15 protein-coding genes and 1 pseudogene are annotated in these 13,099 nt (G+C 63.0%); 11 read left to right on the top strand and 5 right to left on the bottom strand.

Annotated features, from left to right (window positions below; all coding sequences use genetic code 11):
- A pseudogene (locus ACO6VM_RS27035) lies at nt 1-258 on the top strand (hypothetical protein); the annotation flags it as partial.
- A 277-nt stretch (nt 259-535) separates the two neighbouring features.
- On the opposite strand, the gene tyrS reads toward ACO6VM_RS27035, so the two are convergent.
- Nucleotides 536-1,735, bottom strand: a complete 1,200-nt coding sequence (gene tyrS / locus ACO6VM_RS27030) for a tyrosine--tRNA ligase (RefSeq protein ID WP_401057655.1) — start codon at nt 1,733-1,735, stop codon at nt 536-538.
- Between the two features lie 213 nt (nt 1,736-1,948).
- Here tyrS and ACO6VM_RS27025 point away from each other — a divergent pair, with 213 nt between their 5' ends.
- Together ACO6VM_RS27025 and ACO6VM_RS27020 are read left to right on the top strand one after the other, a co-directional pair.
- Nucleotides 1,949-3,376 (top strand): peptidoglycan DD-metalloendopeptidase family protein, encoded by a 1,428-nt coding sequence (locus tag ACO6VM_RS27025; RefSeq protein WP_401057652.1) that lies wholly within the window; start codon nt 1,949-1,951, stop codon nt 3,374-3,376.
- A 4-nt stretch (nt 3,377-3,380) separates the two neighbouring features.
- On the top strand, nt 3,381-4,472 hold the full coding sequence (locus ACO6VM_RS27020; protein ID WP_401057651.1) for an anhydro-N-acetylmuramic acid kinase: 1,092 nt from the start codon (nt 3,381-3,383) through the stop codon (nt 4,470-4,472).
- A gap of 59 nt (nt 4,473-4,531) precedes the next feature.
- Here ACO6VM_RS27020 and erpA read toward each other — a convergent pair whose 3' ends face one another.
- Together erpA and argC are read right to left on the bottom strand one after the other, a co-directional pair.
- Nucleotides 4,532-4,882 (bottom strand): iron-sulfur cluster insertion protein ErpA, encoded by a 351-nt coding sequence (erpA, locus tag ACO6VM_RS27015; protein ID WP_401057650.1) that lies wholly within the window; start codon nt 4,880-4,882, stop codon nt 4,532-4,534.
- A 145-nt stretch (nt 4,883-5,027) separates the two neighbouring features.
- Entirely contained in the window at nt 5,028-6,062 is a 1,035-nt protein-coding gene (argC, locus tag ACO6VM_RS27010) for an N-acetyl-gamma-glutamyl-phosphate reductase (RefSeq protein WP_110994258.1), read from the bottom strand.
- Between the two features lie 140 nt (nt 6,063-6,202).
- Between argC and hemJ the strand changes: the two genes are divergently transcribed.
- The 7 genes from hemJ to ACO6VM_RS26975 all read left to right on the top strand — a co-directional run bounded on the left by hemJ (nt 6,203) and on the right by ACO6VM_RS26975 (nt 11,035).
- Nucleotides 6,203-6,628: a protoporphyrinogen oxidase HemJ gene (gene hemJ, locus ACO6VM_RS27005; RefSeq protein ID WP_125462371.1), complete on the top strand. Its 426-nt coding sequence runs from the start codon at nt 6,203-6,205 to the stop codon at nt 6,626-6,628.
- 30 nt (nt 6,629-6,658) lie between these two features.
- Nucleotides 6,659-7,615, top strand: a complete 957-nt coding sequence (locus ACO6VM_RS27000; RefSeq protein WP_401057649.1) for an NAD(P)H-dependent flavin oxidoreductase — start codon at nt 6,659-6,661, stop codon at nt 7,613-7,615.
- Between the two features lie 51 nt (nt 7,616-7,666).
- Nucleotides 7,667-8,443 carry an SDR family NAD(P)-dependent oxidoreductase gene (locus tag ACO6VM_RS26995; protein ID WP_390966108.1) on the top strand — a complete coding sequence of 259 codons (777 nt, stop codon included), beginning with the start codon at nt 7,667-7,669 and terminating at the stop codon, nt 8,441-8,443.
- A 64-nt stretch (nt 8,444-8,507) separates the two neighbouring features.
- Complete coding sequence (locus ACO6VM_RS26990; protein WP_153785970.1) at nt 8,508-8,846, top strand: histidine triad nucleotide-binding protein; 339 nt, start codon at nt 8,508-8,510, stop codon at nt 8,844-8,846.
- A gap of 65 nt (nt 8,847-8,911) precedes the next feature.
- Nucleotides 8,912-9,559: a 2-polyprenyl-3-methyl-6-methoxy-1,4-benzoquinone monooxygenase gene (coq7, locus tag ACO6VM_RS26985; protein ID WP_110994262.1), complete on the top strand. Its 648-nt coding sequence runs from the start codon at nt 8,912-8,914 to the stop codon at nt 9,557-9,559.
- Between the two features lie 10 nt (nt 9,560-9,569).
- On the top strand, nt 9,570-10,607 hold the full coding sequence (locus ACO6VM_RS26980; protein WP_422404055.1) for a DUF2157 domain-containing protein: 1,038 nt from the start codon (nt 9,570-9,572) through the stop codon (nt 10,605-10,607).
- A gap of 74 nt (nt 10,608-10,681) precedes the next feature.
- A complete protein-coding gene (locus tag ACO6VM_RS26975; RefSeq protein ID WP_401057647.1) occupies nt 10,682-11,035 on the top strand; it encodes a hypothetical protein in 354 nt (117 codons plus the stop codon).
- Between the two features lie 20 nt (nt 11,036-11,055).
- Here ACO6VM_RS26975 and ACO6VM_RS26970 read toward each other — a convergent pair whose 3' ends face one another.
- Nucleotides 11,056-11,478: an OsmC family protein gene (locus ACO6VM_RS26970; RefSeq protein ID WP_004376171.1), complete on the bottom strand. Its 423-nt coding sequence runs from the start codon at nt 11,476-11,478 to the stop codon at nt 11,056-11,058.
- 191 nt (nt 11,479-11,669) lie between these two features.
- Between ACO6VM_RS26970 and crp the strand changes: the two genes are divergently transcribed.
- Nucleotides 11,670-12,314 carry a cAMP-activated global transcriptional regulator CRP gene (gene crp, locus ACO6VM_RS26965; protein ID WP_110994327.1) on the top strand — a complete coding sequence of 215 codons (645 nt, stop codon included), beginning with the start codon at nt 11,670-11,672 and terminating at the stop codon, nt 12,312-12,314.
- On the opposite strand, the gene ACO6VM_RS26960 is transcribed toward crp, so the two are convergent.
- Nucleotides 12,311-13,015: a lipoate--protein ligase family protein gene (locus ACO6VM_RS26960; RefSeq protein ID WP_110994265.1), complete on the bottom strand. Its 705-nt coding sequence runs from the start codon at nt 13,013-13,015 to the stop codon at nt 12,311-12,313. The two genes, crp and ACO6VM_RS26960, sit on opposite strands and share 4 nt — an antisense overlap.
- Nucleotides 13,016-13,099 lie beyond the last annotated feature (84 nt).

Genomic DNA, 13,099 nt, shown 5'->3' with positions numbered 1-13,099 from the left:
GCAATCTCAAATGACTATGTGATTTCTCGCATGGCCACTTGTGATGCTGATAATCTTTTTGACTATCAGTCCGTACTCACAAGCACCCACACGAATTGCTTGATTCAATTTGTTAAAGAGCGTTTGGCTAAGAGCTTTTCGTCTCAACCGAGGCGCGCATTCTACGCCTTCCTCATTGGCTGTCAAGCGTTTATTTTGAAGTTCTTTCCGAAAAACTCGTTTAGCTTCAACCGCTTAACTCGCTGCGATCTCTCGTAGCGGGAGGCGAATCATACAGCGTTACAACCTGCTGTCAACCACCTTTTTTCACCGCTGCCGATCCTGAGACCGAAACGCTTCCGGAGCTTTCGATTCGCTTAACTCATTGAATCTCAAGGAGTTTTGCGTTCCGTTGTCGCTGGAAGTGGGGCGCATTATAAGGGGATCTGAAACCCCGTCAACCTTTAATTTCAAGAAAGCTTCATTTGCCTGAAAACAAAGCGGGGGAGGCCTATCGGCCTCCCCCGCTTCTATATATAGCTGTGCTGCCAGGAGATCACTCTGCTTTAAGAGTTACCCGAGCAAAGGCCTTCTTGCCCGCCTGGCACACATGGGTAGCGCCCAGGGCAAACATGAAATCACGCTCAACCACTGCGCCATCAACCTTCACGGCGCCAGCACTGAGCAGATCCCGCGCCTGTGCCGAGTTTTTCACAAGCCCAGCCCGGTTCAACACGGCAGCAATCGGCAAGTCTTCAGCCGCAGCAACTTCGATCTCGGGCAGATCTTCAGGCAGCTCGCCCTCCTTCATCCGATTGCCCGCCGCACGGTGAGCATTGGCAGCAGCCTCTTCACCATGGAAGCGCGCTACGATTTCTTCCGCCAGCTTGATCTTGATGTCGCGCGGATTTGCGCCCTGCGCCACATCCGCACGGAACTGGTCAATCTCTTCCATGGAACGGAAGCTGAGCAGCTCGAAGTAACGCCACATCAAGGTGTCCGGGATCGACACGAGCTTGCTGAACATCACGCCCGGCGCTTCCTGGATACCGACATAGTTGCCCAACGACTTGGACATCTTCTTAACGCCATCAAGCCCTTCGAGCAGCGGCATGGTGACGATGTTCTGCGCCTCCTGGCCATAAGAGCGCTGCAGCTCACGCCCCATCAGCAGGTTGAATTTCTGGTCCGTGCCGCCCAGCTCGACGTCCGCCTTCAGCGCCACCGAGTCATAGCCCTGTACCAGCGGATAGAGGAACTCATGGATCGCGATCGGCTGGTTGCTGCTGTAGCGCTTGTCGAAGTCGTCACGCTCGAGCATGCGCGCGACCGTGTACTGCGAGGCCAGGCGGATGAAATCAGCCGGCGTGAGCTTATCCATCCAGGTGGAGTTGAACGCGACCTCGGTCTTGGCCGGGTCAAGAATCTTGAACACCTGCTGCTTATAGGTCTCGGCGTTATCCAGCACCTGTTCGCGCGTCAGCGGCGGGCGAGTGGCACTCTTGCCGCTCGGGTCACCGATCATGCCGGTGAAGTCACCAATCAGGAAGATCACCTGGTGACCCAGATCCTGGAACTGGCGCAGCTTGTTGATCAGCACCGTGTGGCCCAGGTGCAGGTCCGGCGCGGTAGGGTCGAAGCCCGCTTTGATACGCAGCGGCTGGCCGCGCTTGAGCTTCTCCACCAGTTCCGACTCGACCAATACCTCTTCCGCACCGCGCTTGATTAGCGCCAGCTGCTCTTCAACAGACTTCATAGACAGACCCGCAAGGCTCAGATTCAAGGGGAGCCAACCATACAAGATCGGCCATCAAATACAAGTTTCGCAACGGAATGTGACCCGAACGGCGCAGCGCAACGTCTACGCGCCCTTGCGCGAGAATGGATTTGGTTATATTTTATACAGTTATTTCATCTTCATCATGTCATTCATCTTTTCCACTTCACCCTTTTCAAAGTCACCTCACTTATGACCAACGAAACGCCTAAAGCGCCCCCGCTTTATCCGAAAAGCCATCTGTTGGCCGCCAGCGGCATCGCTGCTCTCCTCAGCCTGGCCTTGCTGGTATTCCCTTCCAGCGAAGTAGAAGCCAAGAAAACCACGCTCAGCCTGGAGCTGGAGAGCCCGGCAGAGCAGTTGAAGGAAGAGTCCCGCGCCGCGCCACTGGTGCAATCCGAACAACGCACCGACTCGCCCTTCGCCCAGATCGAAGGCGATGAAGCGGACACCGCCCAGGCCAAGCCCGAGAGCAAGCCCGAGCCCGCCCCCGTCGCCAAACAGGAAGACAAGGCCCCCGGCCACCGCGAGGTAGTCGTGGCCCGCGGCGATACGCTCTCCACACTGTTCAACAAGGTTGGCCTGCCGGCCAACGCCGTCCACGACCTGCTGGCGAGCAACAAGCAGGCCAAGCAGTTCAGCCAGCTCAAGCATGGCCAGGTGCTGCAGTTCGAACTGGACAAGAACGGCCAACTGACCAGCCTGCACAGCAAGGTCAGCAACCTCGAAACCATCCGCCTGACCCGTACCGACAAGGGCTTCAGCTTCGATCGCGAAGTCAGCAAGCCGGTCATGCGCACCGCCTACGCCCACGGCGTGATCAAGAGTTCGCTTTCGGCCTCGGCCCAGCGCGCGGGCCTGTCCCACAGCATGACCATGGACATGGCACGCATCCTCGGTTACGACATCGACTTCGCCCAGGACATCCGCCCGGGCGACGAATTCGACGTGGTCTACGAGCAGAAGATGATGGACGGCAAGGTGGTCGGCACCGGCAACATCCTGTCGGCCCGCTTCACCAACCGCGGCAAGACCTACACCGCCGTGCGTTACACCAACAAGCAAGGCAACACCAACTACTACACAGCCGATGGCAACAGCCTGCGCAAGGCGTTCATCCGTACGCCGGTGGACTTCGCCCGCATCAGTTCGCGCTTTTCCGCCGGCCGCAAACACCCGATCCTGAACAAGATCCGCGCCCACAAGGGTGTCGATTACGCCGCCCCGCGCGGCACACCGATCAAGGCTGCCGGCGATGGGCGCATCGAGCTGGCCGGGCGCCGCGGCGGCTATGGCAACACCGTGATCATTGCCCACGGCAACGCGTACAAGACGCTGTACGGCCACATGCAGGGCTTTGCCAAGGGCATCAAGACCGGCAGCAGCGTCAAACAAGGCCAGGTCATCGGCTACATCGGCACTACCGGCCTGTCGACCGGCCCACACCTGCACTACGAGTTCCAGGTCAACGGCGTGCACGTCGACCCGCTGAGCCAGAAGGTGCCGATGGCCGACCCGATCGCCAAGGCTGAGCGCGCGCGCTTCAACCAGCAGAGCCAACCCTTGATCGCCCGTATGGATCAGGAAAAGGCCACCCTGCTCGCCGCCAACAAGCGCTGACCACATGGCGCTCTATCTTGGCGTGATGTCCGGGACCAGCCTTGATGGCCTGGACATCGCCCTGATCGAACAACGCGAGCAGCTTCGGCTGCTCGCCACCCACTACATCCCCATGCCCACCGACCTGCGCCAGCAGCTGCTTGGCCTCTGCGCCAGCGGCCCCGACGAGATCGCCCGCGCGGCACTGGCGGAGAACCACTGGGCCACCCTCGCCGCCGAAGGGATCAACTCCCTGCTGCGCGAGCAAGGCCTGCAGCCCGATGCCATCGACGCCATCGGCAGCCATGGGCAGACCATTCGCCACGAACCCGCCCGCGGCTTTACGGTACAGATCGGCAACCCGGCGCTGCTGGCCGAGCTGACCGGCATCTGTGTGGTCGGTGACTTCAGGCGCCGCGACGTGGCCGCGGGCGGCCAGGGCGCGCCGCTGGTGCCGGCCTTCCATGAAGCGCTGTTCGGCCACCTTGGCCAGCGACTGGCGATTCTCAATGTGGGCGGTTTCAGCAACCTCAGCCTGATCGAGAAGGACAAGCCAGTGCATGGCTTCGACTGCGGGCCGGGCAATGTGCTGCTGGACGCCTGGATCGAGCGCAAGCGCGGCCAGGTATTTGATGCCGATGGCGCCTGGGCGGCCAGCGGGGCGGTGCAGCCGGCCTTGCTCCATGCACTGCTGAGCGACCCGTTCTTCGCTGGCAGCGGCCCGAAAAGCACCGGCCGCGAGGTCTTCAACCTGCCTTGGCTCGACGGCCATCTCGCCCAACTGCCCAGCTACCGCGACGAAGACGTACAGGCCACCCTGCTGGAGCTGACTGCACGCAGCATCATCGACTCGCTAGGCCAGGCTCAACAAGGCACCGAAGCCTTGCTGGTGTGCGGCGGAGGCGCCCGCAACGGCGCGCTGATGGCACGCTTGGCGCAACTGCTGCCAGGTGCCCAGGTGTCCAGCACAGCGGCGCACGGCGTCGATCCGGACTGGGTCGAGGCCATGGCCTTTGCCTGGCTGGCCCATTGCTGCCTGCAACGCATCCCCGCCAACCGGCCCAGCGTCACCGCCGCCAGGGGCCTGCGCGTCCTCGGCGCCATCTACCCCGCGTAGCCAGCCGCACAATGCAAAACGCCGCGCAAATGCGCGGCGTTTTCATGTCAGCCCACAGATCAGATCGAGAACGACGAACCACAGCCACAGGTGGTGCTGGCATTCGGGTTCTTGATCACGAAGCGCGAACCTTCCAGGCCTTCCTGGTAGTCCACTTCGGCGCCCGCCAGGTACTGGAAGCTCATCGGGTCGACCACCAGCGCGACACCTTCACGCTCGACGATAGTGTCATCCTCGGCCACGTCTTCATCGAAGGTGAAGCCGTACTGGAAGCCCGAGCAACCACCGCCCGTCACGAAAACGCGCAGCTTCAGACGCTCGTTGCCCTCTTCGTTGACCAGGCTCTTCACCTTGTGTGCAGCCCCTGGGGTGAACTCCAAAGCCGTGGGGGTGAAGGTTTCGACGCTCATGTTGATTCTCCCGGCGCAGTGCCGCCATAAAACTCGATGGCGCGTATTATCCGCTTGTCCGAGAAAATCGGTCAACAATTGTGCTGCTTTAGTCGCCCCCATGAAAAAGGCCCGCACACGGCGGGCCCTTTACAACAGTGCAGGCTTACGGCAACAGGCCGGCGTGGGACAGGCCCATGCGCTCGTCCAGCCCGAACAAGATGTTCAGGTTCTGCACCGCCTGGCCGGACGCGCCCTTGACCAGGTTGTCGATCACCGAGAGCACCACCACCAGGTCGCCACCCTGTGGCCGGTGCACAGCGATACGGCAGACGTTGGCGCCGCGCACACTGCGAGTCTCCGGGTGGCTGCCGGCCGGCATCACGTCGACGAACGGTTCGTTGGCATAGCGTTTTTCGAACAGCGCCTGCAAATCGACCGACGTATCAACGACGTTGGCATAAAGGGTGGCGTGAATGCCGCGGATCATCGGGGTCAGGTGGGGCACAAAGGTCAGGCCGATGTCCTTGCCTGCGGCCAGACGCAGCCCTTGGCTGATTTCAGGCAGATGGCGGTGCCCTTTGACCGCATAGGCCTTCATGCTCTCGCCGGCCTCGCAGAACAGCGAACCTACGGCGGCACCACGGCCTGCACCACTGACGCCGGACTTGCAGTCGGCGATCAGCCGCGAAGGGTCGGCCAGGCCAGCTTCCAGCAACGGCAGGAAGCCCAGCTGGGTAGCGGTCGGGTAGCAACCGGGCACGGCGATCAGGCGCGCCTGGCGGATCTTCTCGCGGTTCACTTCAGGCAAGCCGTAGACCGCGTCCTTGAGCAGTTCAGGCGCGCCGTGCGGCTGCCCGTACCACTTGCCCCACTCCACGGCGTCCTGCAGGCGGAAGTCGGCGGACAGGTCGATGACCTTGGTGCCCGCCGCCAGCAGCTCGCCGGCCAGGGCGTGGGCCACACCGTGCGGGGTGGCGAAGAACACCACATCACAGGCGCCCAGCGCCTTGCTGTCCGGCACGCTGAAACACAGCCCGTCGTAGTGGCCGCGCAGGTTGGGGTACATGTCGGCAACCGCCACGCCCGCTTCGGAGCGCGAAGTGATGACCGCCACTTCGGCCTGTGGATGCTGCGCCAGCAGACGCAGCAGTTCGACACCGGTGTAACCCGTGCCGCCGACGATACCGACCTTGATCATAACGCTTGCCCCTTATCAACGAGCCCACTGGAAAGCGCACGATAATAGGGGCCCGGCAGGCCTGTAACAACTATTCCCATGACCCTTCGGCGCTTGCCCACTACTATTCGCACGACCGTGAAAACCTGAAGGAACCGCACATGCTCTATCTATGGATCAAGGCGCTGCACATCGTCAGCGTGGTTTGCTGGTTCGCCGGCCTGTTCTACCTGCCACGCCTGTTCGTCTACCACGCCCAGAGCCAGGACAGCATCAGCCTCGAGCGCTTCATCACCATGGAGCGCAAGCTGTACCGAGGCATCATGAACCCAGCAATGATCGCCACCTATGTGTTCGGCGGCTGGATGCTCTACCTCAACCCCGGCTGGCTGAGCCAGGGCTGGCTGCACGCCAAGTTGACCCTGGTGGTGCTGCTTACCGCCTACCATCATATCTGCGGCGCCCAGCGCAAACGCTTCGCCGCCGGCACCAATACCCGCAGCCACGTGTACTATCGCTGGTTCAACGAGGCGCCGGTACTGATCCTGCTGGGGATCGTAATTCTGGTGGTGGTCAAACCGTTCTGACGATAACCCGCCCTGCACAGGAGTTTCGCCATGTCCCTGCCCGCCTCGCTGCAACAGCGGCTGCGCCTGCCACTGGTGGCCGCGCCGATGTTCCTGATTTCCAACCCGCAACTGGTGCTGGCCTGTTGCGCCAGCGGTGTGGTGGGCAGCTTCCCCGCGCTCAACCAGCGCGACAGCGCAGGCTTCAAGGCCTGGCTGGAGGAGATCGAGGCAGGCCTGGCTCAGTTGCAGGCGCCAGCCCCCTATGCAGTCAACCTGATCGTCCATCCGAGCAATCCACGCCTGCAGGCCGACCTGGCCCTGTGCGTCGAGCATCGCGTGCCCATCGTCATCACCAGCCTCGGTGCAGTGAAGGAGGTGGTGGATGCAGTGCACGGTTACGGCGGCCTGGTGTTCCATGACGTGACCACCCGGCGCCATGCGCAGAAAGCGGCAGAGGCCGGTGTCGATGGGCTGATCGCCGTGGCAGCCGGCGCTGGTGGCCATGCCGGGACCTGGAGCCCGTTCGCCCTGATCGCCGAGATCCGCCAGTTCTTCGACAAGACCCTGCTGCTGGCGGGCTGCCTCAACCACGGCCACGAACTGCTCGCAGCGCAATTGCTGGGGGCAGACCTGGGCTACATGGGCACACGCTTCATCGCCACCCGTGAGAGCCAGGCGCAGGACGCCTATAAACAGATGATCCTCGGCGCAACAGCCGCCGATATCATCCACACGCCAGCGGTATCCGGTATCCCGGCCAGCTTTTTGCGGCAAAGCCTGGAACAGGCCGGCTACGACCTGGCGGCGCTCACCAGCAGCCATGAGGCCGGCAAGCTCAAGCCGCTGGACGAGGAAGCCAAGGCCTGGAAGACCGTCTGGTCCGCAGGCCAGGGCGTCGGCGAGATCAACGACCTGCCCAGCGCCGCAGCCCTGATCGAACGCCTGCACAGCGAATACCAAGGCGCCCTGGATCGCGCCCAACAGCTACGCAGCAACGCCTTGTAGCAAACCAACCAGGCTGTAAACTAGGCGCCCCTTACGCCCCAGGAGCCTTGCATGACCCGTTACGCCATGATTACCGGCGCTTCCACCGGCCTGGGCCTGGCCCTGGCGGAGGCCCTGGCGCGGCGCGGGCGCAATCTGATCCTGGTGGCACGCCAGCGCGAGACGCTGGAGCCGGTGGCCATCGAACTGACCCAGCGTTTTGGCGTGGAAGTGCTGTTCCGCGCCTGCGACCTCAGCCAGCCTCTGCGCCTGTCAGGGTTCGTGCTTGAACTGGAGGAAGGCGAGCGGCGCATCGACCTGCTGGTCAACTGCGCAGGCCAACGCACCTACGGGCCCTTCCTTGCCCATGAATGGGCCGACGAGCAGGACCTGCTGGAGGTCAATATCCTGGCCCTGAGCCGCCTGTGCCATGCCATCGGCAACCTGATGGCCGTGCAGGGTGGCGGGCAGATCCTCAATGTCGCAGGCCTGGCCGGGGTCGCGCCAGGCCCCTGGATGGCCGCCTACGCCGCCAGCAAGGCCTATGTGCTCAGCTTCAGCGAAGCCTTGCGCGAAGAGCTCGGGCGCACCGGGATCAAAGTCTCGGTGCTATGCCCCGGGCCGGTTCGTTCGTCGCGCCGGCGCATTCCTCGCCTCGACGCCAACAGCCCGAGCCCCGAGGAGATCGCGCTGTACACCGTACGCGCCCTGGACAAGAACCGCGCGCGAATCATCCCAGGCCGCCGTAACCGCTGGCTGGCCTTTGCCCCGCGCCTGTTGCCGCGCTGGTTGACGCGCAAGCTGGCCGGCGTGATCCACCGTCGCTACTGCCCGGTCGGCATGGAATAAGCACTGGGCGAGTGGCAGCGGGCTCAGTACACTCGGCCCGGACACTCACCATGGAGCAAGTGCTGTGGACGATCTATTCCTCAAAATCATCAACCGGGAAATCCCGGCGGATATCATCTACGAAGATGACCAGATTCTGGCCTTCAAGGATATCGCCCCCGCGGCGCCGGTGCATTTCCTGGTCATCCCGAAAAAACACATCCGCACCCTCAACGACCTGACCGAAGAAGACAAAGCCCTGGCCGGGCACATCCTCTTCACCGCCCAGCGCCTGGCCATCGAGCAAGGCTGCGAGGAAGGCTTCCGCGTCGTCATGAACTGCAACCCCAAAGGCGGCCAGACCGTCTACCACATCCATATGCACGTGCTTGGCCAGCGCCAGATGCACTGGCCACCGGGCTGATCCAGGGCAAGCCCCCTCCAGCCGATTGCGGTAAACTGTCGGGCACACTCTAGTGGAGGTGCCCGATGGCTACCGAACGTCACTACTCGCCGCTCGACCGCTTGTTGCTGCAGGCCGATACCGCCATGCGCACCCTGCTCCCCTTCAGCGGCCAACCTTCGCGCCCGTCACCGGCGATCATCCAGCCCGACGCTGAACTCGACGAACAGCAGAGCCGCCACGTCGCCGGCCTGATGCGCATCAACCACACCGGTGAAGTCTGCGCCCAGGCGCTCTACCAGGGCCAGGCCCTGACCGCCAAGCTGCCCCAGGTGCGCAAGGCCATGGAGCATGCGGCAGAAGAAGAAATCGACCACCTGGCCTGGTGCGAGCAGCGTATTCGCCAGCTCAACAGCCACCCCAGCGTGCTCAACCCGTTGTTCTACGGCATGTCCTTCGGCATCGGCGCACTCGCCGGCCTGGTCAGCGACAAGGTCAGCCTGGGTTTCGTCGCCGCCACCGAGCATCAGGTGTGCAAACACCTGGACGAGCACCTTGAACAGATCCCCGAGAGCGATGGCAAATCCCGCGCCATCCTCGAACAGATGCGCGTCGACGAAGAGCACCACGCCGAATCCGCGCTGGAAGCTGGCGGCTATCGCTTCCCGGCGCCCATCCGTTTCGGCATGAGCCTGATGGCCAAGGTCATGACCAAGAGCACCTACCGCATCTGAGGCACAGCGCATGGAACGCTTCGACGCCAAGGACCTGGCACGCGCGGTAGACGCCGGTGTACTGCAACCGGGCCAGGACCGCGCACTGCTGGACTTCCTCAGCCAGCAACCACAAAGCCGCGGCAGCTTCCAGCTGGCCCACATCGCCTTCTACTTCGGCGCCCTGCTGATCATGGGGGCGATGGGCTGGTTGCTCACCGAAGCCTGGATGCGCATCGGCGACAGTGCACTGCTGGCCATCGCCCTGCTCTACATCGTTACCCTCACCCTGTTCGCCCTGTCCCTGCAACGCCGCGGGCAGCCCATCGCCGCCGGCGTGCTGGCGGCCGTCGCGGTGAGTATCGTGCCACTGGCGGTATTCGCCGTGGAACGGCTGGTGGGCTGGTGGCCGCTGGACGATGCCCAGGGTGACTATCACCAGTACTACACCTATGTGCAGGGCGGCTGGCTGGCCATGGAGGCCGCAACCGTGGTGGCCGGCCTGCTGATGCTGCGCCTGGTGCCCTTCCCGTTCATCGTCATGTCGATCGCGCTTGCACTGTGGTTCATGTCCATGGACCTGACCGAGTGGGTGTATGGCGATGTGTTCAGCTGGGAGCAGCGACGAACGGTCTCGGTGTGGTTCGGCCTGGCCGCGCTGGTGGTGTTTGTCGGCGTCGATGGCCGCACCCGCCAGGACTACGCTGGCTGGGGCTACCTGGCCGGCCTGCTGGCGTTCTGGGGCGGGCTGACGTCGATGGACAGCGCCAGCGAACTGGGCAAGGCATTGTATTGCCTGATCAACCTGGGGCTGATGGGGCTGGCCGTGTTGTTGCGCCGGCCGGTGTTCATGGTGTTCGGAGCGATGGGTGTGGCGGCCTATCTCGGCTATCTGTCCTACGAGGTATTTGCCGACTCGCTGCTGTTCCCGCTGGTGCTCACCCTGATCGGCCTTGGCGTCATCGGCCTGGGCCTGCTGTACCAGAAACGACGGGAAGCCTTGAGTGCACAGCTGCGAGCCAGGCTACCCGAGCGCCTGTTGCAGTGGCTGCCGGCGTTGCGCCGTTGAAGTTCCGACTGATCACGGCTCGGTTGCTGCAAAGCCTAGGGCTGATACCGGTTGCCTATGGGTTTGTCTGCCTGATGACAGCGGCCATCAGGCAAACCGCCTTCAGCCTGCAACTGCCCGACCTCGGCGAGCCCGACAGCAACAGCGTGGTCGAGATGCTGCTGCTCACAGTGCCTGGGCTGCTGCTGTTCCTGCTGCTGGCTTACCACTGCCGCAAGCGTCGTACGCTTATCGCCCTGTTCGGCTTGGCCGCCGTGGTCACGGCACTGCTGCAGTGCATGCTGTTTGCCCAATGTTTCGGCAACACCTGGAGCACCAGCGAAATACTCGGGCTACTGCTGTTCAACATCCCGTTGCTGCTGCTCGCGCTCACCCCGGGCGTCGCCTGGCTACTGGCCGCTGAGCGGCTGAACCTGCAAAGCGCCTGACTGCCAGGCGCCATTGCCGATCACCCGAGTTCGACAATCTCGTAACCGTGGGTGATTTCCACCCCGGCACGCTCGAGCATGATCGATGCCGAGCAGTACTTTTCGGCCGACAGCTCCACCGCGCGCTTGACCTGTGCTTCTTTCAGCCCACGCCCTTTGACCACGAAGTTCATATGGATCTTGGTGAACACCTTGGGGTCCTCACTGGCGCGCTCGGCTTCCAGGAAGGCTTCGCAGCTCTCCACCGCCTGGCGCGACTTCTTGAGGATGCTGACCACGTCGAAGCTGCTGCAACCGCCCAGCCCCAACAGCAGCATTTCCATCGGGCGCACGCCAAGGTTGCGGCCGCCGGCTTCGGGCGGGCCGTCCATGACCACCACATGGCCACTCCCCGACTCGCCGAGGAACATTGCTTCACCCGCCCACTGGATGCGTGCCTTCATCTATCCGGACTCCCGATCTCGTAAAAAGGGTGCCAGCTTAGACCTTGTGACGCTGTCGGAAAAGCTCAAGGCGCAGCGCTTTCATGCCGATACATGGGGGCGTGTCTGATAAGCTGGCGCCAAATGACTGGCACATCACGCCAGGCAGCCTCAATAAAAAGCCAATGCCTCACATCGAACAGGATTTCGTGATGGTCTCTTCAGCCCTTGCGCCCAAGATCAAGAACATCGAAAAGCTGCTGGTGCACTGCCAGCGCCGTCGCTACGCCGCCAAAAGCAACATCATCTGCGCGGGCGACCGGGCCGAGACCCTCTCGTTCATCATCAAAGGCTCGGTGACCATCCTGATCGAGGACGACGACGGCCACGAGATGATCATCGCCTACCTCAACAACGGCGACTTCTTTGGTGAGCTGGGCCTGTTCGAGCCCGCCGGCCAGGAGCATCAGCGCAGCGCCTGGGTGCGGGCCAAGACCGAATGCGAAGTGGCCGAGATCAGCTACGACAAATTCCGCGAGCTGGGCCGCCAGGACCCGGAGATTCTCTACGCCCTCGGCGCGCAAATGGCCCAGCGGCTACGCAACACCACCCGCAAGGTCGGCGACCTGGCCTTCTTCGACGTGACCGGCCGGGTTGCCCGCTGCCTGCTCGAACTGTGCAGGCAGCCAGACGCCATGACCCACCCCGACGGCATGCAGATCAAGATCACCCGCCAGGAGATCGGGCGCATCGTCGGCTGTTCACGGGAAATGGTCGGCCGCGTCCTCAAGGATCTCGAGGAGCGCAGCCTGGTGCAGGTGAAAGGCAAGACCATGGTGGTCTACGGTACCCGCTAGTCCTTCGGCAGCCCGGCAATGACCTCGGCATAGGCCAGGGAAAGGCGCTCGAACCAGGGCGCCTGTGGCGCCACTTCATGCAAGGCGATATGGCTGTCGGCCCGGCAACGCTGTTCAAGCTCGCAACATTCATTGAAACGATTGACCGCCGCCACCATCGATTCGCGCTCGTTGTCCAGCAGCAGTGCACCATGCACCAGCACCACCGGGCGCTTGCCGCCCAGGCCCTGGCGCCAGCGCTGGGCAGTGCCCACCAGTTTGCGGCCGTTCAGGTTGACGTTGTAGCGGCCATCGCAGAAGGCACCATCGATTTCCCCCACCGACGCCACCCCACCCCACTCGCGCAGTACATCGCACAGTGGCAGGCACAGCCGCTCGTAGGCATTCTCGATGCGCCCATGATCACCTTCGCTGCGCGGCGCGACGTAGACCAGCGCCACGTTCACGGTTGAATGCGACTGCGGCACAGGCTCACCACCGGTTTCGCGCAGCAATACCGGCCAGCCGGCGATCGCCAACTCGGCGCAGGCGGCTTCGAAGTTATCCAGGCGACTCATCCGGCGTGGCATCACCAGCGCATGGTCGGTGGGGCGCCAGAACAGCACGCCAGCGTCACGCTCGCCACGGCACACGGCGGCCAGCAATTCCTGCTCGGCGTGCAGGCCCTGTTCGACGGTCAGGGCCAGGGGTTGATCGGTCATTGATCCACCTTCGATGAAAGCTCTACCGGCCTCATCGCGGGGCAAGCCCGCTCCCACGCAACTGCTGTGACAACGTGGGAGCGG

This window comes from Pseudomonas sp. GZD-209 (assembly GCF_049310485.1).
GTDB classification, from domain to species: Bacteria; Pseudomonadota; Gammaproteobacteria; order Pseudomonadales; family Pseudomonadaceae; genus Aquipseudomonas; species Aquipseudomonas sichuanensis.
The sequence above is the reverse complement of the archived record's forward strand: the minus strand, read 5'-3'. Positions and strand labels throughout refer to the sequence as shown.